This is a genomic window from Streptomyces sp. NPDC017993 (assembly GCF_044328065.1).
Taxonomy (GTDB): domain Bacteria; phylum Actinomycetota; class Actinomycetes; order Streptomycetales; family Streptomycetaceae; genus Streptomyces.
On sequence record NZ_JBIRGO010000010.1, the window covers coordinates 158,363 to 175,579 of the forward strand.

21 protein-coding genes and 5 tRNA genes are annotated in these 17,217 nt (G+C 69.7%); 6 read left to right on the top strand and 20 right to left on the bottom strand.

Annotated elements, in window-relative coordinates; translation table 11 throughout:
* Nucleotides 1-11 precede the first annotated feature (11 nt).
* Nucleotides 12-197 carry a 50S ribosomal protein L28 gene (gene rpmB / locus ACH4FH_RS20175; RefSeq protein ID WP_018087178.1) on the top strand — a complete coding sequence of 62 codons (186 nt, stop codon included), beginning with the start codon at nucleotides 12-14 and terminating at the stop codon, nucleotides 195-197.
* Nucleotides 198-345: 148 nt separating this feature from the next.
* On the opposite strand, the gene thiD is transcribed toward rpmB, so the two are convergent.
* Both thiD and ACH4FH_RS20185 read right to left on the bottom strand, forming a co-directional pair.
* A complete protein-coding gene (thiD, locus tag ACH4FH_RS20180; protein ID WP_398557232.1) occupies nucleotides 346-1,167 on the bottom strand; it encodes a bifunctional hydroxymethylpyrimidine kinase/phosphomethylpyrimidine kinase in 822 nt (273 codons plus the stop codon).
* Nucleotides 1,168-1,242: 75 nt separating this feature from the next.
* A complete protein-coding gene (locus ACH4FH_RS20185) occupies nucleotides 1,243-2,211 on the bottom strand; it encodes a thiamine-phosphate kinase (protein WP_398557233.1) in 969 nt (322 codons plus the stop codon).
* Between the two features lie 161 nt (nucleotides 2,212-2,372).
* On the opposite strand from ACH4FH_RS20185, the gene ACH4FH_RS20190 reads away from it, so the two are divergent.
* Nucleotides 2,373-2,606 carry an Lrp/AsnC ligand binding domain-containing protein gene (locus tag ACH4FH_RS20190; RefSeq protein WP_398557234.1) on the top strand — a complete coding sequence of 78 codons (234 nt, stop codon included), beginning with the start codon at nucleotides 2,373-2,375 and terminating at the stop codon, nucleotides 2,604-2,606.
* A gap of 9 nt (nucleotides 2,607-2,615) precedes the next feature.
* Nucleotides 2,616-3,104, top strand: a complete 489-nt coding sequence (locus ACH4FH_RS20195; RefSeq protein ID WP_398557235.1) for a DUF3515 domain-containing protein — start codon at nucleotides 2,616-2,618, stop codon at nucleotides 3,102-3,104.
* A gap of 30 nt (nucleotides 3,105-3,134) precedes the next feature.
* On the opposite strand, the gene ACH4FH_RS20200 is transcribed toward ACH4FH_RS20195, so the two are convergent.
* The 3 genes from ACH4FH_RS20200 to ACH4FH_RS20210 form a co-directional block, all read right to left on the bottom strand.
* A complete protein-coding gene (locus ACH4FH_RS20200; protein ID WP_398557236.1) occupies nucleotides 3,135-4,271 on the bottom strand; it encodes a D-alanine--D-alanine ligase family protein in 1,137 nt (378 codons plus the stop codon).
* A gap of 149 nt (nucleotides 4,272-4,420) precedes the next feature.
* Nucleotides 4,421-5,422, bottom strand: coding sequence for an NAD(P)H-dependent glycerol-3-phosphate dehydrogenase (locus ACH4FH_RS20205; RefSeq protein ID WP_398557237.1), 1,002 nt, complete (start codon nucleotides 5,420-5,422; stop codon nucleotides 4,421-4,423).
* Nucleotides 5,419-6,303: a lysophospholipid acyltransferase family protein gene (locus tag ACH4FH_RS20210; RefSeq protein ID WP_398557238.1), complete on the bottom strand. Its 885-nt coding sequence runs from the start codon at nucleotides 6,301-6,303 to the stop codon at nucleotides 5,419-5,421. Before ACH4FH_RS20210 ends, ACH4FH_RS20205 begins: the two co-directional genes overlap by 4 nt.
* Nucleotides 6,304-6,441: 138 nt before the next feature.
* On the opposite strand from ACH4FH_RS20210, the gene cofC reads away from it, so the two are divergent.
* Nucleotides 6,442-7,167 carry a 2-phospho-L-lactate guanylyltransferase gene (gene cofC, locus ACH4FH_RS20215; RefSeq protein WP_398557239.1) on the top strand — a complete coding sequence of 242 codons (726 nt, stop codon included), beginning with the start codon at nucleotides 6,442-6,444 and terminating at the stop codon, nucleotides 7,165-7,167.
* Here cofC and ACH4FH_RS20220 read toward each other — a convergent pair.
* From ACH4FH_RS20220 to leuC, 5 genes are all read right to left on the bottom strand, one after another.
* Nucleotides 7,148-7,351 (bottom strand): hypothetical protein, encoded by a 204-nt coding sequence (locus ACH4FH_RS20220; RefSeq protein WP_398557240.1) that lies wholly within the window; start codon nucleotides 7,349-7,351, stop codon nucleotides 7,148-7,150. The genes cofC and ACH4FH_RS20220 overlap by 20 nt on opposite strands.
* A gap of 111 nt (nucleotides 7,352-7,462) precedes the next feature.
* A complete protein-coding gene (locus tag ACH4FH_RS20225; protein WP_398557241.1) occupies nucleotides 7,463-8,134 on the bottom strand; it encodes an HU family DNA-binding protein in 672 nt (223 codons plus the stop codon).
* Between the two features lie 125 nt (nucleotides 8,135-8,259).
* Entirely contained in the window at nucleotides 8,260-8,505 is a 246-nt protein-coding gene (locus ACH4FH_RS20230) for a hypothetical protein (RefSeq protein ID WP_398557242.1), read from the bottom strand.
* A gap of 135 nt (nucleotides 8,506-8,640) precedes the next feature.
* Entirely contained in the window at nucleotides 8,641-9,234 is a 594-nt protein-coding gene (gene leuD, locus ACH4FH_RS20235; RefSeq protein ID WP_398557243.1) for a 3-isopropylmalate dehydratase small subunit, read from the bottom strand.
* A gap of 5 nt (nucleotides 9,235-9,239) precedes the next feature.
* On the bottom strand, nucleotides 9,240-10,670 hold the full coding sequence (gene leuC, locus ACH4FH_RS20240) for a 3-isopropylmalate dehydratase large subunit (RefSeq protein WP_398557244.1): 1,431 nt from the start codon (nucleotides 10,668-10,670) through the stop codon (nucleotides 9,240-9,242).
* 172 nt (nucleotides 10,671-10,842) lie between these two features.
* Between leuC and ndgR the strand changes: the two genes are divergently transcribed.
* Nucleotides 10,843-11,559, top strand: coding sequence for an IclR family transcriptional regulator NdgR (ndgR, locus tag ACH4FH_RS20245; RefSeq protein WP_398557245.1), 717 nt, complete (start codon nucleotides 10,843-10,845; stop codon nucleotides 11,557-11,559).
* A 66-nt stretch (nucleotides 11,560-11,625) separates the two neighbouring features.
* Here ndgR and ACH4FH_RS20250 read toward each other — a convergent pair whose 3' ends face one another.
* Nucleotides 11,626-12,105, bottom strand: coding sequence for a DUF4188 domain-containing protein (locus ACH4FH_RS20250; protein WP_398557246.1), 480 nt, complete (start codon nucleotides 12,103-12,105; stop codon nucleotides 11,626-11,628).
* 78 nt (nucleotides 12,106-12,183) lie between these two features.
* On the opposite strand from ACH4FH_RS20250, the gene ACH4FH_RS20255 reads away from it, so the two are divergent.
* Nucleotides 12,184-12,825, top strand: a complete 642-nt coding sequence (locus tag ACH4FH_RS20255; protein ID WP_398557247.1) for a MerR family transcriptional regulator — start codon at nucleotides 12,184-12,186, stop codon at nucleotides 12,823-12,825.
* 69 nt (nucleotides 12,826-12,894) lie between these two features.
* Here the strand turns inward: ACH4FH_RS20255 and ACH4FH_RS20260 are convergent.
* The 9 genes from ACH4FH_RS20260 to ACH4FH_RS20300 all read right to left on the bottom strand — a co-directional run bounded on the left by ACH4FH_RS20260 (nucleotide 12,895) and on the right by ACH4FH_RS20300 (nucleotide 16,909).
* Nucleotides 12,895-12,967 (bottom strand) — tRNA-Glu (locus tag ACH4FH_RS20260).
* A gap of 42 nt (nucleotides 12,968-13,009) precedes the next feature.
* Nucleotides 13,010-13,081 (bottom strand) — tRNA-Gln (locus ACH4FH_RS20265).
* A 16-nt stretch (nucleotides 13,082-13,097) separates the two neighbouring features.
* A tRNA-Glu gene (locus ACH4FH_RS20270) sits at nucleotides 13,098-13,170 on the bottom strand.
* Nucleotides 13,171-13,233: 63 nt separating this feature from the next.
* A tRNA-Glu gene (locus tag ACH4FH_RS20275) sits at nucleotides 13,234-13,306 on the bottom strand.
* Nucleotides 13,307-13,355: 49 nt separating this feature from the next.
* Nucleotides 13,356-13,427, bottom strand: a tRNA-Gln gene (locus ACH4FH_RS20280).
* Between the two features lie 87 nt (nucleotides 13,428-13,514).
* Complete coding sequence (locus ACH4FH_RS20285; RefSeq protein WP_398557248.1) at nucleotides 13,515-14,240, bottom strand: HAD family hydrolase; 726 nt, start codon at nucleotides 14,238-14,240, stop codon at nucleotides 13,515-13,517.
* A gap of 141 nt (nucleotides 14,241-14,381) precedes the next feature.
* Entirely contained in the window at nucleotides 14,382-15,869 is a 1,488-nt protein-coding gene (gene gltX / locus ACH4FH_RS20290; RefSeq protein ID WP_398557249.1) for a glutamate--tRNA ligase, read from the bottom strand.
* Nucleotides 15,862-16,635, bottom strand: coding sequence for a fumarylacetoacetate hydrolase family protein (locus ACH4FH_RS20295; protein WP_398557250.1), 774 nt, complete (start codon nucleotides 16,633-16,635; stop codon nucleotides 15,862-15,864). The genes gltX and ACH4FH_RS20295 overlap by 8 nt, the downstream gene beginning before the upstream one ends.
* A gap of 79 nt (nucleotides 16,636-16,714) precedes the next feature.
* The gene (locus ACH4FH_RS20300) at nucleotides 16,715-16,909 is read right to left on the bottom strand and encodes a hypothetical protein (RefSeq protein ID WP_398557251.1); all 195 of its coding nucleotides are present in this window, start codon (nucleotides 16,907-16,909) and stop codon (nucleotides 16,715-16,717) included.
* Between the last annotated feature and the right edge of the window lie 308 nt (nucleotides 16,910-17,217).

A 17,217-nucleotide genomic window follows, 5' to 3' on the forward strand; every position in this document is an offset into this window, starting at 1 on the left:
TGGAGTGACCCGTGGCTGCCAACTGCGACGTCTGTGGCAAGGGGCCGGGCTTCGGCAAGAGTGTTTCGCACTCGCATCGCCGTACCAACCGTCGTTGGAACCCCAACATCCAGACGGTGCGTGCAGTGATCGGGCGCACGCCGAAGCGGCTGAACGCCTGCACCTCGTGCATCAAGGCCGGCAAGGTCTCGCGCTGACGTCTTAGCCGTAGCGCAGCCCAGCCGGTTGCTTGGGAAGGCCGGTCCATCGAGAGATGGGCCGGCTTTTGCCTTTCCTGGGGGCGGGTGAGCCCGGGAAAGGCGAGTTCGGGGCGGGCGAGCGCCCGCCCCGTTCCGCGTCCGGCCGTCAGTGCGCGCCGCGCGTGCGCCAGCCGTGGTCGACGGGGCCGATGCCCGCGCCGAGCCGGAAGCCGGCCGCGATGGCGCCGGTGACGTAGTCCTTGGCGGCCGCGACCGCCTGCGGGACGGTCTCTCCCTTGGCGAGCTGCGAGGCGATGGCGGCGGCGAGGGTGCAGCCGGTGCCGTGGGTGTGCCGGTTGTCGTGGCGAGGGGCGCGCAGCCAGTGTTCCTCGGTGCCGTCGGTGAGCAGGTCCACGGCGCTGCCGCCGTCCTCCTGACCGGGGCGGGGCGGCAGGTGTCCGCCCTTGATGAGGGCCCAGCGCGGCCCGAGTTCCAGGATCGCGGTGGCCGCCTGCCTCATGTCGGCCTCCTGCGCGACCTGGATGCCGGTCAGCTGAGCGACCTCGTCGAGGTTGGGGGTGGCGACCGTGGCCGTCGGCAGCAATGCGGTGCGCACGGCGTCGAGGGCGCTTTCAGCGAGCAGCGCGTCGCCGTGCTTGGAGACCCCGACGGGGTCGACGACGACCGGCACCCGCAGGGCGGCGAGGAGTTCCGCCACGGTCTCGACGAGCACGGCCGAGGAGAGCATTCCGGTCTTGACCGCCTGGACGCCGATGTCGTCGACGACGCTGCGGAACTGGGCACGCACCGCCTCGGCCGGCAACTCCCACGCGCCTTGGACGCCGAGCGAGTTCTGCGCGGTGACGGCGGTGAGCGCGCTCATGCCGTGGGTGCCCAGCGCCAGCATCGTCTTCAGGTCGGCCTGGATTCCCGCGCCGCCGCCGGAGTCGGAGCCGGCGACGGTCAGGACGCGTGGAGGTATCTGCATACCGTCGAATCTACTCGGCGGCACGGGGCCGGCCGGCGGCCGCCCGGAGGACCGGACGCCGCCGCGGCGGGCGGGCTATTCGGCGTCCCCGTTGTCCCCGAAGTGATCCCAGCCGGCCTTCGCCCAGGGCGCGCCGTCCACCGTCACCTGGGGCAGCGCGGAGGGGTTGAGCACCTCTCCGATGACCTTCCACCGGGCGGGCAGCTTCACATCGGGCGGGAAGGTGGCCACGATCGCGTGGTCCTCACCGCCGTTGAGCACCCACTGCATGGGGTCCACACCGCAGGCCGTGCCGATGTCGGACATCTGCGAGGGGATGTCGATGTGGGCGGACCGCAGGTCGATGCGGACCTTGCTGGCCTCGGCGATGTGGCCGAGGTCCGCGACCAGTCCGTCACTGACGTCCGTCATGGCCGTGGCGCCGAGTCCGGCGGCCGCGGGGCCCGCGTGGTACGGCGGTTCGGGCCTGCGGTGGGCCTCCACGAACGCCCGCGGCGAGCGGAATCCACGCGAGAGGACGGCGTGCCCGGCGGCGGACCAGCCGAGCCAGCCGGTCACCGCGACGACGTCGCCGGGCTGGGCGCCGGCCCGGGTGACCGGTTCCTGATTGCGCAGATCACCGAGTGCGGTGATGGCGACGGTGATGGTGTCGCCGCGTACGACGTCGCCGCCGACCACCGCGGCGCCGGCCACCTGGCATTCGTCGCGGAGCCCGTCCATCAGCTCGCTGGCCCAGGTCGCGGGGAGTTCCGCGGGGACGACCAGGCCGAGGAGGATCGCGGTGGGCACCGCGCCCATCGCCGCGATGTCGGCGAGGTTCTGCGCGGCGGCCTTGCGGCCGACGTCGTAGGCGGTGGACCAGTCGCGGCGGAAGTGCCGGCCCTCCAGGAGGATGTCCGTACTGGCCACGACCCGTCGGTCGGGCGCGGTGACCACCGCGGCGTCGTCTCCCGGCCCGATCCGTACGGCCGGAGTGGTGGTGAGCCGGGAGGTGAGCTCCCTGATCAGCCCGAACTCCCCCAACTCACCCACGGTGCCCTTCATGCTGTTGCCCTTCCCACGCGTACGGACGGTCCGTACTCCGCTGACGCCTGCACCGCTCTTGCCGTGTTCACCGCGCGGGTCTCCCCGCTCCGCACGGTGACGCGGTACCGTGGCGTCCCTTCTTCCCACATGATCCTCGTAGCCGCCGCCCTGGAGGTCCCGTGGTACAGGCGTACATCCTGATCCAGACCGAGGTCGGCAAGGCCTCGGCGGTGGCAGAAGTGATCGCGCGGATCCACGGCGTGCTCCAGGCCGAGGATGTGACCGGTCCCTACGACGTCATCGTGCGCGCAGAGGCCGACACGGTCGACGAGCTGGGCCGCATGGTGGTCGCCAAGGTCCAGCAAGTGGAGGGCATCACGCGCACTCTGACCTGCCCGGTCGTCCATATCTAGCTCCCCCGTATGCTCGGCCGGGTGATCTCTTCGCGTCGCCGGTATGTGGCTTGGCCCCTGCTCACCGTCCTGTTCGCGGCGGTGAGCTGTTCCTCTTCGGACGTCGCTGTCCCCTCCCCCGAGGGTGAGGCCGCACGACACTGCAAGGCCCTGCACAAGGAATTGCCCTCGGCCGTGAACGGCCTGGAGCGGGGTACCGCGGAGCCCGTCTCCGACTTCACTGCCATCTGGGGCGATCCTGCCGTGCAATTGCGGTGCGGTGTGCCGAAGCCCGACGTGTTGACGTACGGGAGTGAACATTACAACCCTCGCGCCGACGCCGCGGAAGTCGACGGCGTCGAATGGCTCTTCGAGAAGCAGTCGGACGGATACCGCTTCACAACGGTGTTGCGAAAGGCTTTCGTCGAGGTGACCGTTCCGGGAAAGTACGCCCCCGAGGTGAATGTGCTCACCGCGTTCGCGCCCGCCGTGAGGAAGACCGTCCCCAAGGGGGTGTAGGCCGGCGCCGTGACGGCGCCGGCACCGCGATCAGCGCAGGCCCGTGGAACGGTGCAGCGCCGACTGGATGAGCCGGTCGATCAGCTCCGGGTAGCTCACACCGCTCTCCTGCCACATCCGCGGGTACATCGAGATGGGCGTGAAGCCGGGGAGCGTGTTGATCTCGTTGATCACGAACTCGCCGTTGTTCTGAAGGAAGAAGTCCGCGCGGACCAGGCCCTCGCAGGACGCCGCATCGAACGCCGCGACCGCCAGCTCCTGGACCCGGGCGGTCTCCTCGGCGCTCAGCGGCGCCGGCACGATGCCGGCGGCGGAGTCGATGTACTTCGCCTCGAAGTCGTAGAAGTCGTGTGCGGTGACCGGCGGGATCTCGGCCGGCACGCTGGCCCGCGGGCCGTCCTCGAACTCCAGCACCCCGCACTCGATCTCGCGGCCGCGCAGCAGCGACTCCACGAGGATCTTGGGGTCGTGCCGCCGAGCCTCCTCGATCGCGTCGTCCAGGCCGGAGAGGTCGTCGACCTTGGTGATGCCCATCGACGAACCGGCACGGGCGGGCTTCACGAACAGCGGCCAGCCGTGCTCCCCGGCGAAGTCCACGATCTTCTTGCGGGCGGCGGCGGGGTCCTGCTCCCACTCGCGCGGGCGGATGACCTCGTACGGCCCGACCGGCAGCCCGAAGGAGGCGAACACCCGCTTCATGTAGTCCTTGTCCTGGCCGACCGCGGAGGCGAGGACGCCCGAGCCGACGTAGGGCACTCCGGACAGCTCCAGCAGCCCTTGGAGGGTGCCGTCCTCGCCGTACGGGCCGTGCAGCACGGGGAAGACCACATCGACCTCGCCCAGCGCCTTGGGCACCGAACCGGGCTCGCTGTAGACGATCTCGCGGTTGGTCGGGTCGACCGGCAGGACGACTCCGCCCTCGGTGGACTCGGCCAGATCGGCCACATTGGGCAGCCGGCGGTCCGAGATGGCCATCCGCGCGGGGTCGTCGGCGGTCAGCGCCCAGCGGCCGTCGGACGTGATGCCGATGGGCAGCACGTCGTACTTCTCACGGTCGATGGCGGCCAGCACGGCTCCGGCGGTGACCACGGAGATGGCGTGCTCGGAGCTGCGTCCGCCGAACACGACGGCGACGCGGGGCTTGTGGGAGAAGGTCTCGCTGCTCATATCGGGTCGAGGGTACCTGCTGACCGGCCCGGAGTCAGTGCTGCGGCGGCCGTTGGTGGCGCCGTGCCGCCGACCAGGCGGCACGGCGGCGGGTGCGGCCGCTCATCGCTGCCCCTCCCGGACCTCCCGGCCTTTCCCGGACCGACGGCTCAGTGCCGCTCCGGCTTGGCGCTGCGCGACATCAGCTCCTTGAGCGCCACCATCGGCGGCTTGCCCTCGTGGACGATGTCCACGACGGTCTCGGTGAGCGGCATGTCGACCCCGTGCCTGCGGGCCAGGTCCAGCACGGACTCACAGGACTTGACGCCTTCCGCGGTCTGCTTGGTGACCGCGATGGTCTCCTCCAGCGTCATCCCGCGGCCGAGGTTCATGCCGAAGGTGTTGTTGCGCGACAGCGGCGAGGAGCAGGTGGCGACGAGGTCGCCCATCCCGGCCAGGCCCGCGAAGGTGTGCGCGTCGGCGCCCATGGCCAGGCCGAGGCGGGTGGTCTCGGCGAGCCCACGGGTGATCAATGAGCCCTTGGCGTTGTCGCCCAGGCCCATGCCGTTGGCGATCCCGACGGCCAGCGCGATGACGTTCTTGACCGCGCCGCCCAGTTCGCAGCCGACCACGTCGGTGTTGGTGTACGGGCGGAAGTACGGGGTGTGGCAGGCGGCCTGCAACCGGCGGGCGACCGCCTCGTCGACGCACGCGACGACGGCGGCGGCGGGCTGCCGGGCGGCGATCTCCTTGGACAGGTTGGGCCCGGTCAGGACCGCGACCCGCTCCGACGGGACCTTGGCGACCTCTTCGATGACCTCGCTCATGCGCTTGGCGGTGCCCAGTTCGACGCCCTTCATCAGGGAGACCAGGACCGTGTCGGCGGGCAGCAGGGGCGCCCATTCGGCGAGGTTGCCGCGCAGCGTCTGGGAGGGCACGGCGAGCACGGTGAAATCCGCGCCGCGGGCCGCTTCCGCCGGGTCGGTGGTCGCCCGTACCGACTCGGGAAGCTCGACGCCGGGCAGGTAGTCGGGGTTGGTGCGGCCGTTGTTGACGGCGTCGACGAGGGCCGCGCGGCGTGCCCACAGGGTCACCTCGCATCCCGCGTCGGCGAGCACCATCGCGAATGCGGTGCCCCAGGACCCCGTGCCGTAGACGGCGCAGCGCGTCACTTGCCTTCATCCTCCTGTGCCTGCTGGGTGCTTCGGGTCTGCGGTGTGGCGGCCGGTTCGGTGGCGGTGGCCGGCGTGGCGGCCCGCTCCGCCCCGTTGGCTTCCGCGGCATGGGCTTCCGCTGCGGTGGCGGCCTTGGCGGCCACGCGGGCGGCCCGCCGCTCCCGGGCGATCGCCTTGCGGTAGTCGTACACCTCGGCGGGGACCGGCTCGTCGCGGATCTCGGCCAGCTGCTGGGTGATCGCGGCCATGATCGTCTCCGTGACGGCGCGCAGCACCTCGGCGGTGGGCTCCTTGCCGTAGAACTCGCTCAGGTCGACCGGCGGTCCCGCCTTCACCCGCAGCGTCTTGCGCGGGAGGAGCCGGAGCTTGTTCTCCTTGGCGTACGGCGGCATGGCGTCGTTGGCGCCCCACTGCGCGACGGGGATGACCGGCGCCTTGGTCAGCAATGCCACGCGGGCGGCACCGGTCTTGCCCTGCATGGGCCACATCTCGGGGTCGCGGGTGAGGGTGCCCTCCGGGTAGAAGGCGACGCATTCGCCCCGGTCGATCGCGGTGACGGCGGCCCGGAAGGCCGTCGCGGCGTCGGTGGTTTCCCGGTAGACGGGGATCTGACCGGTGCCGCGCATCATGACGCCGACAAAGCCGCTCTTGAAGAGCCCGGCCTTGGCGAGGAATCGCGGGACCCGCCCGGTGTTGTACTGATAGTGCGCATAGGAGAGCGGATCAAGATACGAGTTGTGGTTGACCGCGGTGATAAATCCGCCGTCGGCCGGAATGTGCTCCATTCCCTGCCAGTCCCGCTTGAACAGAACCAAGAGCGGCGGTTTGCAGATGACCGCGGCCAAGCGGTACCAGAAGCCGATTCTGCGGCGGGACACTGGGACACCCTCCTTGTGGACTGCTGCGCTGCTGCGAGCCGGCAGCCGCACAAGTGTCGCCCCAGGTACCCGCTATGTCGAGAACACCGTAACCCCGCCGCTCCCGAACGGCGGCGGCAGCGGGTCAGAATGATGCCGATGCGAAGAGACGGAGCGGATGTGGGCTGGAGTCTGGTGGTCCCGTTGAAACCGCTGGTGCGAGCCAAGAGCAGGCTCTCCCGGGCCACCGGTGAGGAGTTTCGGCCCCGGCTGGCGCTCGCCTTCGCCCTGGACACCGTCACCGCGGCGCTGGCCTGCGCGGACGTCCGGGATGTGGCGGTTGTCACGGACGATCCCCTGGCCGGTGAGCGGCTTGCGGCCCTGGGGGCGCGCATCGTGCCCGACGCTCCGGCCCGGGGGCTCAACGCCGCGCTGGCACACGGCGCCGCCGCCGTACGGGCGCGTCGGTCCGGCGCCGCGGTGGCCGCCCTGAATGCCGATCTGCCCGCGCTGCGCACCGCCGAACTGGAACTGGTGCTCCATTCCGCCGCGCTATTTCCGCGCGCATTTCTCGCAGATGCCGCGAATATCGGAACAACACTTCTGACCGCGACTTCCGGGACGGAATTGGAACCGGCATTCGGGGGGCCATCCCGGGCACGTCACCTCGCGTCCGGGGCGCGGGAGATCGTCGCGGTGGAGGTGCCGTCGGTCCGCCGGGACGTGGACACCGGCGAGGATCTGCGCGCCGCGCTGGCGCTGGGCGTGGGCCCGCACACCGCGCGTCAGACGTCGCAGCTGGGGGGCGGGGCGGCTGCCGGGGCGGACGGCGCAGCCGCGGTCGAGGGGCAGCCGTCGTCGCGGCTCAGAACGTCTGGAGCGTGACGAGGACGACGCGTCGGCCGTCCCCCTCTCCCGCGACGTCGACACGGACCCGCTGACCGGGCCGCAGCAGCCGCAGGCCGCCGGCGTCGAAGGCCGCCGCGTCGAAGGGCAGCGGGGTGCCGTCGTCCAGCAGCACGCTGCCGGAGTGGGTCTCGGAGTCGTAGGTGTACGCGGTGGCCTGCATGGGCCAAAGCCTAGACGCCGGGCCGGGCGCGGGGAGCCCGGCCCCCGAACGCACCGCGGGCCGGGCTCCCCGAAGGGAGACCGGCCCGACGCGTGGCGTCGCCGCTCCGCATTACCGCTTGCGGGCGGTGGTCTTCTTGGCGGTGGTCTTGCGCGCCGTGGTCTTCTTGGCGGGGGCCTTCTTCGCCGTCGCCTTCTTGGCGGGGGCGGTCTTCTTCGCCGTGGCCTTCTTCGTGGCCGTGGCCTTCTTGGCCGGGGTCGCCTTCTTGGCGGCGGCCTTGGCGGGCGTGGCCTTCTTCGCCGTGGTCTTCTTGGCGGGAGCCTTCTTCGCCGTCGCCTTCTTCGCGGTGGCGGTGGTCTTCTTCGCCGTGGTCGCCTTCTTCGTGGCGGCCTTCTTGGCGGTGGCCTTCTTGGCGGCGGCCTTCTTGACCGTCGTACGGGTGGAAGTTCCACCCGAGAGGCTTCCCTTGGGGGCCTTCTTGACGGCCACGTCGTTCTTGGGGAGCTTCTTCGAGCCGCTCACCAGGTCCTTGAAGCCCTGACCGGCGCGGAAACGCGGCACCGAGGTCTTCTTGACCCGGACGCGCTCACCCGTCTGCGGGTTGCGGGCGTAGCGGGCCGGACGGTCGACCTTCTCGAACGAGCCGAATCCGGTGACCGAAACGCGGTCGCCGGAGACAACGGAACGAACGATTGCGTCCAGTACCGCGTCCACCGCGTCCGCGGCGTTCTGACGGCCGCCGAGCTTGTCGGCAATGGCTTCTACGAGCTGCGCCTTGTTCACGTCTTCCCCTTCGGAGACATTGCTGGAACGAAAGTGTCCAAGCTTTTTCGCACGTTAGGCAGATATATACCGCAAATCAAACACGAAACGGGCTAATCACCCTTGTGCCGCAACGAACTCGACCTTCACGGACTTCTGTCGGTACGCGCATCTTCGGGATAACGACCTTCGTCGAGGTCTTCCATGAACCACTCCAGACGCCTTGCCGCGTCCGCAAGATCGTGTTTTGCCGCGGCCGTGATGACGAGCAGCTTCCGGGTCAGCGCCATCCGTACGCCCTCCGGGACTTGCAGTGTCCGCACTCTTGCGTGTGCGACCTTGAGACGGTCGGCGACGTGACCGTAGAGCTCGAGTTGGTCGTCGCGTTCCATGCGCTAATTGTGCCATCTGCGGCGAGTTGTCGCTTCACGGGGCCTCAACAGCCGCCTCCACAAGCGGATGCGCCCCCTGCCAACTGCACAGGGGGCGCATCGTACGCAATAACGCTTTGAGCCAAAAACCCGAGGTCAGACCTCTACCGTACGCGGCTTGAACGACGGCCTGTTCGCCTCGTACTCCACGATGGACGACTCCTCCCGAAGGGTGAGGCTGATGTCGTCCAGCCCCTCCAGCAGCCGCCAGCGGGCATTTTCGTCCAACTCGAAGTCGACGCTGACACCCTCGGCGCGCACCTGCCGGTCGACCAGGTCCACCGTCACCTCGGCGGTCGGGTCGGCCTCCACCAGCTTCTGCAGCGTGTCGACGGTCTCCTGCGGCAGGACCACCGTGAGCAGCCCGTTCTTGAGGGAGTTACCCCGGAAGATGTCCGCGAAGCGCGAGGAGATGACGGCCTTGAAGCCGTAGTTCTGCAGCGCCCAGACGGCGTGCTCACGGGAGGAGCCGGTACCGAAGTCGGGGCCGGCGACCAGCACCGTGGCGCCCTTGTACCGCTCCTGGTTGAGGACGAAGCCGGGGTCCTTGCGCCAGGCCTCGAACAGCCCGTCCTCGAAGCCGTCGCGGGTGACCTTCTTCAGCCAGTGCGCGGGGATGATCTGGTCGGTGTCGACGTTGCTGCGGCGCAGCGGGACGGCCCGGCCGGTGTGGGTGGTGAAAGCTTCCATGGTTCTCAGACTCCCGCGGGCACAGAGACGTCGGCGTCGGACAGGTCGGCCGGTGAGGCCAGATGGCCGAGAACCGCCGTTGCGGCGGCAACCTGCGGCGAGACCAGGTGGGTACGCCCGCCCTTGCCCTGCCGGCCCTCGAAGTTGCGGTTGGAGGTGGACGCGGCGCGCTCACCGGGTGCCAGCTGGTCGGGGTTCATACCCAGGCACATCGAGCAGCCCGCGTGCCGCCATTCGGCCCCCGCCGCGGTGAAGACCTTGTCCAGGCCCTCGGCGACGGCCTGGAGGGAGACCCGGACCGAACCGGGAACGACCAGCATCCGCATCCCCTCGGCGACCGAACGGCCGTCCAGGATCTGGGCGGCGGCGCGCAGGTCCTCGATGCGGCCGTTGGTGCACGAACCTACGAAGACCGTGTCCACCTTGATCTCGCGCAGCGGCTGACCCGCCGTCAACCCCATGTATTCCAGGGCCTTTTCGGCGGCGTAGCGCTCCGAGGCGTCCTCGTACGAAGCCGGGTCGGGGACGTTCGCCGAAAGCGGCGCACCCTGGCCCGGGTTGGTGCCCCAGGTAACGAACGGCGACAGCGAGGAGGCGTCGATGACGACCTCGGCGTCGAAGACCGCGTCGTCGTCGCTGCGCAGCGTCTCCCAGTACGCCACCGCCGCGTCCCAGTCCGCGCCCTGGGGGGCGTGGTCGCGCCCCTGCAGGTAGTCGAAGGTGGTTTTGTCGGGGGCGATCATGCCGGCCCTGGCGCCCGCTTCGATCGACATGTTGCAGATGGTCATCCGGGCTTCCATCGACAGCTTCTCGATGGCGGAGCCGCGGTATTCCAGGACGTAGCCCTGGCCGCCGCCGGTGCCGATCTTCGCGATGATCGCCAGGATCAGGTCCTTGGCCGTCACGCCGTCGGGCAGTTCGCCGTCGACGGTGATGGCCATGGTCCTGAACGGGGCCAGCGGGAGTGTCTGGGTGGCCAGGACGTGCTCGACCTGGCTGGTGCCGATGCCGAACGCCAGGGCGCCGAAGGCGCCGTGGGTGGAGGTGTGGCTGTCACCGCAGACCACGGTGGTGCCGGGCTGGGTCAGTCCCAACTGCGGTCCCACGACGTGGACAACGCCCTGCTCGACGTCGCCGAGCGGGTGCAGCCGGACACCGAATTCCGCGCAGTTCTTGCGCAGCGTCTCCAGCTGGGTGCGCGAGACCGGGTCGGCGATCGGCTTGTCGATGTCGAGGGTGGGGGTGTTGTGGTCCTCGGTGGCGATGGTGAGGTCCGTGCGGCGCACCTGGCGGCCGGCCTTGCGCAGGCCGTCGAACGCCTGCGGGCTGGTGACCTCGTGCAGCAGGTGGAGATCGATGAAGAGGAGGTCGGGCTCGCCTTCCGCGCGCCGGACGACATGGTCGTCCCAGACCTTCTCCGCGAGTGTCCGTCCCATCGCTTTCCCTCCGGCCGGCCGCATTGCCGGCCTAACTCGACTGTGCGCGTGCTGCCCGCAACCCCGTGCCGGGCCTTACGCCGGGCCCTGGTAGAGGGCCACACCTACAGATTGACGACTTCCCCGGAAAATTGAACTTGCGTTTCACACTGTGAGACGCGAGTATCGTTGCATGGACAACTCTAGCGGCGTCGGCGTTCTCGACAAGGCAGCTCTGGTATTGAGCGCTCTGGAGTCCGGTCCGGCCACCCTCGCCGGGCTGGTCGCGGCGACCGGGCTTGCACGACCCACGGCACACAGGCTGGCCGTGGCTCTGGAACACCACCGGATGGTGGCGAGGGACATGCAGGGCCGGTTCATCCTCGGTCCGCGGCTCTCCGAGCTCGCGGCAGCGGCAGGCGAGGACCGCCTGCTGGCAACGGCCGGACCGGTGCTCACCCACCTGCGCGATGTGACGGGCGAAAGCGCCCAGCTCTATCGCCGGCAGGGCGACATGCGTATTTGCGTGGCAGCGGCGGAACGACTGTCCGGACTGCGGGACACCGTCCCGGTCGGCTCCACGCTCCCCATGAAGGCGGGCTCCGCCGCGCAGATCCTGATGGCCTGGGAGGAGCCCGAGCGGCTGCACCGCGGCCTGCAGGGCGCGCGCTTCACGGCGACCGCCCTGTCGGGCGTACGGCGCCGTGGCTGGGCCCAGTCGATCGGCGAACGGGAACCGGGCGTCGCGTCCGTCTCCGCGCCCGTACGGGGCCCCTCCAACCGCGTGGTGGCCTCCGTGTCGGTCTCCGGTCCGATCGAGCGGCTGTCCCGCCACCCGGGCCGTATGCACGCCCAGGCGGTCATCGACGCCGCGGCGCGCCTCTCCGAGGGTCTGCGCCGCAGCAGCTGAGCCCACGGCCGGGCCCTGTCCGGCCGGCCCCCGCGGGCCGGCTCGACAGGGCCCGGGCGCGACCGCTCAGGCGGCCAGCCGGTCGGTGGCCTGTACGCCGTCCCGCAGCGGGACGACGCCGTGGGCCTTGCCCAGCCCGTAGGGCGGCATGTCGCCGTAGATCGACTCGTAGGACCCCTCGGGCACCACATACGTCTCGTGCCAGATCCCCACGTGCTGCTTGCCGTTGCGGGCGTAGCGGTTGAACTTGGCCCAGGCGGGCCGGTGCAGCTTGTCCGGCGCCGCGGCGTAGGCGAGCAACTTCTCCTTGGACTCCCAGTACTGCACGACGTAGTAGGTCCTGGGCGACCCGGACAGCAGCTGGTGGCCGAGCAGCCCCGCGGAGGGATCGCGTGACAACTCCCGCAGCATCCGCGGCATGGCGAGGAAGACGGGCAGCCATCGGTGCACCGCCCAGAAGTGGTTGATCCGCATCCCGATATGAAAGACCACGACATCACCCTCGGCGGCCGCCGTGGTCCGGCCGGGCTGGGTCCTGCTGCGCATGACGACTCCCTGGCTCGTTGGATAGTGGAGCTATCCAGTGATTGGATAGTGACACTCTCCCAGGAGGAGGCACAAGGGATGCGACTCTCCGAACTCAGCGCACACAGCGGAGTCTCCACCGCCACGATCAAGTACTACCTGCGCGAGCAACTCCTGCCGCAGGGGCGGCGGATCACCGCGACGCAGGCCGAGTACGACGAGTCCCATCTGCGTCGGCTGCGACTGGTGCGCGCCCTGACCCAGGTCGGCAAGGTCCCGGTGGCGGCCGTCCGCGAGGTCCTCGCGGCCGTCGACGACGAGAGCCTGAGCCGCACCATCCGGCTCGGCGCGGCCCTGTGGGCGCTGCCGCAGCCCCAGGAGGCCGACCCCGAGGCGCCGGCGACGACGCGTGCGGACGAGGAGGCCCGACGCCTTCTGGGCGAACTCGGCTGGGACAACGCCCTGGAGATCGGCCCGCTCTCCCCCGCCTACCGCACCCTGGTCACCGCGATGGCGAGTCTGCGGCAGCTCGGATACGAGGCCGGTGTCGCCGAACTCACGCCGTACGCACGGCAGATGGAAGAGGTGGCGGGCCACGATCTCGATGTCCTCGAAGCGCTGCCGGAGGAGGTCGAGCAGGTCGAGGCGGCAGTCGCCGCAGCCGTGCTCTACGAACCGGTGCTCCTCAGCCTGCGCAGGCTGGCCCAGGAGGAACTGGCCACGCGCCGCTACGGCCTGTGAGGTGGCGCCACGGGGCAGCCCATCGGGCACGACAAAGGCCCCCGCCGAAGCGAGGGCCTTGCCTTCACGTACCCCCGACCGGATTCGAACCGGCGCTACCGCCTTGAGAGGGCGGCGTGCTAGGCCGCTACACAACGGGGGCCTGTTTTCTTGCAGTTGAGCCGTGTCCGGAAGACACTCTGCGCTGGGCTACCAGGACTCGAACCTAGACTAACGGAACCAGAAACCGTCGTGCTGCCAATTACACCATAGCCCATGGTGGTTTAGACCAGTACCCCCGACCGGATTCGAACCGGCGCTACCGCCTTGAGAGGGCGGCGTGCTAGGCCGCTACACAACGGGGGCCCTAGCGATCCTTGCGTCGTTGCATCCGGGAGCGACCCGAAGGAAACGGAGAGAAAGGATCTGTACCCCCGACCGGATTCGAACCGGCGCTACCGCCTTGAGAGGGCGGCGTGCTAGGCCGCTACACAACGGGGGCCTGGTACTGCGATCAAGAAACCTTCAGCACTGGCGAAGAAGACTTCTTGCTGGGCTACCAGGACTCGAACCTAGACTAACGGAACCAGAAACCGTCGTGCTGCCAATTACACCATAGCCCACCAAAACACAACCCCCGAGCGGGGGTTTGTTTGGCTTGCGCCCTCCGGCCAGGCCTTTCGGCCCTCTCGGGCGGCGCAGGAAGAACATTACCCGATGGGAGACGGCGCACCAAAACCGATAAGCCCGCGCAGCAGGGCGGGCAGCTCCGCCAGACTCGCGATGCGCCGCACACCGTGTGGCAGGTCAGCGCCGGTGCCCGTGCGGTCCAGCCAGACGGCGGCCAGACCGGCGTCCCGGGCACCGAGCGCGTCGATGTCGAGCTGGTCGCCGACGTAGACGACATCGGCCGGTGCCACGCGGAGCGTCTCGCAGGCTGCCAGGAAGGCCGCGGGGTCCGGTTTGGCGTGCCCCAGGGCGTCCGCGCACAGCACGGCTTCGAAGCGGGCGCGGATGCCCAGGGCCGTCAGCTTGCGCTCCTGGTTGGCAGTCGAGGAGTTGGAGAGCACGGCCTGGCGGACCAGGGGGGCGAGGGTCTCCAGGGCCGGCCCTGCGTCCGGGCAGAGGGTCCAGGCCGCTTCGTAGTGGGCGATGTAGCGGCCGAACCAGGCGTCCGCGTCGGCGTCGGAGAGCGGGGCACCCAGGAACGTCCGGGCGCGGCCGCGGCGATGGTCGAGGAAGCCGACCTCCCCGGCGAGGAAGCGGGCGAACTCGCTCTCCATCGCCGCGCGCCACCGCTCCAGGGCCGGCTCCGCGCCGCCGTAGGCGTCCAGCAGCCCCTCGGCGCGGAGGTGCCGCAGGGCGCCGTCGCGGTCGGAGCCGGTGTAGTCGAAGAGGGTGTCGTCGATGTCCCACAGGACGGCGTGCACGGGCATGGCGGTCTCCTCGGGATGTCCTGCCCATTGTCGCGTTCGGCCTCCGGACGCGCCTGCGCTTTCCGGTGGCCCTTCCTGCCCCGGCAACGACGGAGGGGGTGACCGCCGGATCGGCAGCCACCCCCTCCGGGCATCATTCGCTCACGCGGTCAGCTTCGCCAGCGCCGCGTCGACGCGGGCCAGGGTGCGCTCCTTGCCCAGGATCTCCAGCGACTCGAAGAGGGGCAGGCCGACCGTGCGGCCGGTGACGGCGACCCGGACCGGGGCCTGCGCCTTGCCCAGCTTGAGGCCGTGCTCCTCGCCGGCGGCCAGGACGGCCTCCTTGAGGGACTCGGGGCTCGACCAGTCCGCCGTTTCGAGCTTCTCGCGGGCCGTCCTCAGCAGGGCGTCCGAGCCCTCCTTCATCGCCTTGTTCCAGGACGCCTCGTCCTCCACCGGGGTGTCGAGGAAGAGGAAGTCGACATTGGCGGTGATGTCCGAGAGGACCGTCAGGCGGGTCTGCGCGTGCGGGGCGATGGCCTCGAACTGGGCGCGGTCGAACTTCTCCGGCGCCCAGGGGGCGTGCGGGGCCTGCAGCCAGGGCTCGCAGGCGGCGATGAAGTCCTTGACGTCCAGCATGCGCAGGTGCGTGCCGTTGATGGCCTCGCACTTCTTGAGGTCGAAGCGCGCCGGGTTGGCGTTGACGTCCTCGATGTCGAAGGCGGCGACCATCTCGTCCATGGTGAAGATGTCGCGGTCCTCGGACAGCGACCAGCCCAGCAGGGAGAGGTAGTTGAGCAGTCCCGCGGGGAGGAACCCGCGCTCGCGGTAGAGGTTGAGGGACGCCTGCGGGTCGCGCTTGGAGAGCTTCTTGTTGCCCTCGCCCATGACGTAGGGGAGGTGGCCGAAGGCCGGGATCTCCTTGGCCACGCCCAGCTCGATCAGAGCCTTGTAGAGGGCGATCTGGCGGGGGGTGGAGGAGAGCAGGTCCTCGCCGCGCAGGACGTGGGTGATCTCCATCAGCGCGTCGTCGACCGGGTTGACGAGCGTGTAGAGGGGCGCGCCGTTGGCGCGGACGATGCCGTAGTCCGGGACGTTCTCCGGAGTGAAGGTCAGCTCGCCGCGGACCAGGTCGGTGAAGGTGATCGGCTCGTCCGGCATCCGGAAGCGGACGATCGAGGTACGGCCCTCGGCCTCGTAGGCGGCCTTCTGCTCGGTGGTCACCACGCGGCACTTGCCGTCGTAGCCGGAGGGCTTGCCGGCCTTGCGGGCGGCGTCGCGGCGGGCGTCGAGCTCCTCGGTCGTGCAGTAGCAGCGGTAGGCGTGCCCGGCGGTGAGGAGCTTGTCGGCGATGTCCTTGTAGAGGTCCATCCGCTGCGACTGGCGGTAGGGGGCGTGCGGGCCGCCGACCTCCGGTCCCTCGTCCCAGTCGAAGCCCAGCCAGCGCATGGCGTCCAGCAGCTGGCCGTAGGACTCCTCGGAGTCGCGGGCCGCGTCGGTGTCCTCGATACGGAAGACGAGGGTGCCCTTGTGGTGCCGGGCGAAGGCCCAGTTGAACAGGGCGGTGCGGACCAGGCCCACGTGCGGGTTGCCGGTCGGGGAGGGACAGAAACGTACGCGGACGGGGGAGCCGGGGGTCGCGTTAGCCACGCTTGATCACCTTGTTGGTGAGAGTGCCGATGCCTTCGATGGTGACGGCGACCTCGTCGCCGACGTTGAGCGGGCCGACCCCGGCCGGGGTGCCCGTGAGGACGACGTCGCCGGGGAGCAGCGTCATCGCCTCGGTGATGTGGACGATGAGGTCCTCGACGGGGCGGACCATCTCGCTGGTGCGGCCGAGCTGGCGCTGTTCGCCGTTGACGGTGCACTGGACGGCGAGGCCGCGGCTGATGTCCGCGAGGTCCAGGCCGGTCTCGACCCAGGGGCCGAGCGGGCAGGAGCTGTCGAAGCCCTTGGCCCGCGCCCACTGCTTCTCGCGCTGCTGGACGTCCCGCGCGGTGATGTCGTTGGCGCAGGTGTAGCCGAGGATGACGTCCTTGACGCGCTCGCGCGGCACCTCGCGGCACATACGGCCGATGACGACCGCGAGCTCCGCTTCGTGGTGCACCTCCTGGGAGAAGGAGGGGTACGCGACGGGGTCGCCGGGGCCGACCACCGAGGTGGAGGGCTTGAAGAAGGTGACCGGCACGTCCGGGATGGTGTTGCCCAGCTCGGCGGCGTGGTCGGCGTAGTTGCGCCCGATCGCCACGACCTTGTTGGGCAGCACCGGCGGCAGGAGGCGGACCTTGTCGAGGGGGACCTTCTGGCCCGAGCGCTCGAATTCCGCGAAGGGATGCCCCTTGATGACGTCGAGTTCGTCGCCTTCGACGACGCCGAAGCCGACGTTGCCGTCGATGGAGAATCTGGCGATGCGCACGGGTTGCCGCTGCCCCTCATTGATCATTGGCCGGAGTTGACACTCCAGGCTATCGCGGGGTCGCGGCCGGTCCGCCGCCCTACGAGGCCGGGGCGCCCTGCTCGGGTGCGTCCATCAGGACGGTGCGGCGGGGGTTGGCGGTCTGGGCGGGCAGCTCGACGCCGTGTTCCGGTGCCTCCAGGGCCGCGGTGCCGAGCTCGTCGGCGTCCTTGAGGTGGGCCAGGGTGGTGCGCCGCGGGTTGGCTATGTTGCGGAACATCATCGTGGTCTTCACTGCGTCACGCCTCGCGTTGGTGAGATGGGGCCGGTCGTTCGGGAAGTAATGCGGTGTCGCCTTGTCGTTCCCGGCAACTGTGTAAAGCGTCAGGCTAAGCGCGCTATTCCCGGTGACGCGCTGAGTATCTCGTTGATCTCCCTGTGAGTTTGCTCACGAAGTGTGTGACAAATGCCGCATTTCCCATGATCAACAACCATGGGCGAATGGGACATTGCCACATTGAAGCGCACGTTCCGCTCCCGATCACCGCACCTGGGACAGGGCCCTTGAGGGAACGACTCGCGGGCAAAAGTCCGTTATCTGGG

What these genes read in the sequence shown, in the direction of transcription:
- thiD (WP_398557232.1), bottom strand. Translation starts at nt 1,167, where the DNA reads ATGCAGATACCTCCACGCGTCCTGACCGTCGCCGGCTCCGACTCCGGC.
- ACH4FH_RS20185 (WP_398557233.1), bottom strand. Translation starts at nt 2,211, where the DNA reads ATGAAGGGCACCGTGGGTGAGTTGGGGGAGTTCGGGCTGATCAGGGAG.
- ACH4FH_RS20195 (WP_398557235.1), top strand. Translation starts at nt 2,616, where the DNA reads ATGCTCGGCCGGGTGATCTCTTCGCGTCGCCGGTATGTGGCTTGGCCC.
- ACH4FH_RS20200 (WP_398557236.1), bottom strand. Translation starts at nt 4,271, where the DNA reads ATGAGCAGCGAGACCTTCTCCCACAAGCCCCGCGTCGCCGTCGTGTTC.
- cofC (WP_398557239.1), top strand. Translation starts at nt 6,442, where the DNA reads ATGCGAAGAGACGGAGCGGATGTGGGCTGGAGTCTGGTGGTCCCGTTG.
- ACH4FH_RS20220 (WP_398557240.1), bottom strand. Translation starts at nt 7,351, where the DNA reads ATGCAGGCCACCGCGTACACCTACGACTCCGAGACCCACTCCGGCAGC.
- ACH4FH_RS20230 (WP_398557242.1), bottom strand. Translation starts at nt 8,505, where the DNA reads ATGGAACGCGACGACCAACTCGAGCTCTACGGTCACGTCGCCGACCGT.
- leuD (WP_398557243.1), bottom strand. Translation starts at nt 9,234, where the DNA reads ATGGAAGCTTTCACCACCCACACCGGCCGGGCCGTCCCGCTGCGCCGC.
- leuC (WP_398557244.1), bottom strand. Translation starts at nt 10,670, where the DNA reads ATGGGACGGACACTCGCGGAGAAGGTCTGGGACGACCATGTCGTCCGG.
- ndgR (WP_398557245.1), top strand. Translation starts at nt 10,843, where the DNA reads ATGGACAACTCTAGCGGCGTCGGCGTTCTCGACAAGGCAGCTCTGGTA.
- ACH4FH_RS20250 (WP_398557246.1), bottom strand. Translation starts at nt 12,105, where the DNA reads ATGCGCAGCAGGACCCAGCCCGGCCGGACCACGGCGGCCGCCGAGGGT.
- ACH4FH_RS20255 (WP_398557247.1), top strand. Translation starts at nt 12,184, where the DNA reads ATGCGACTCTCCGAACTCAGCGCACACAGCGGAGTCTCCACCGCCACG.
- ACH4FH_RS20285 (WP_398557248.1), bottom strand. Translation starts at nt 14,240, where the DNA reads ATGCCCGTGCACGCCGTCCTGTGGGACATCGACGACACCCTCTTCGAC.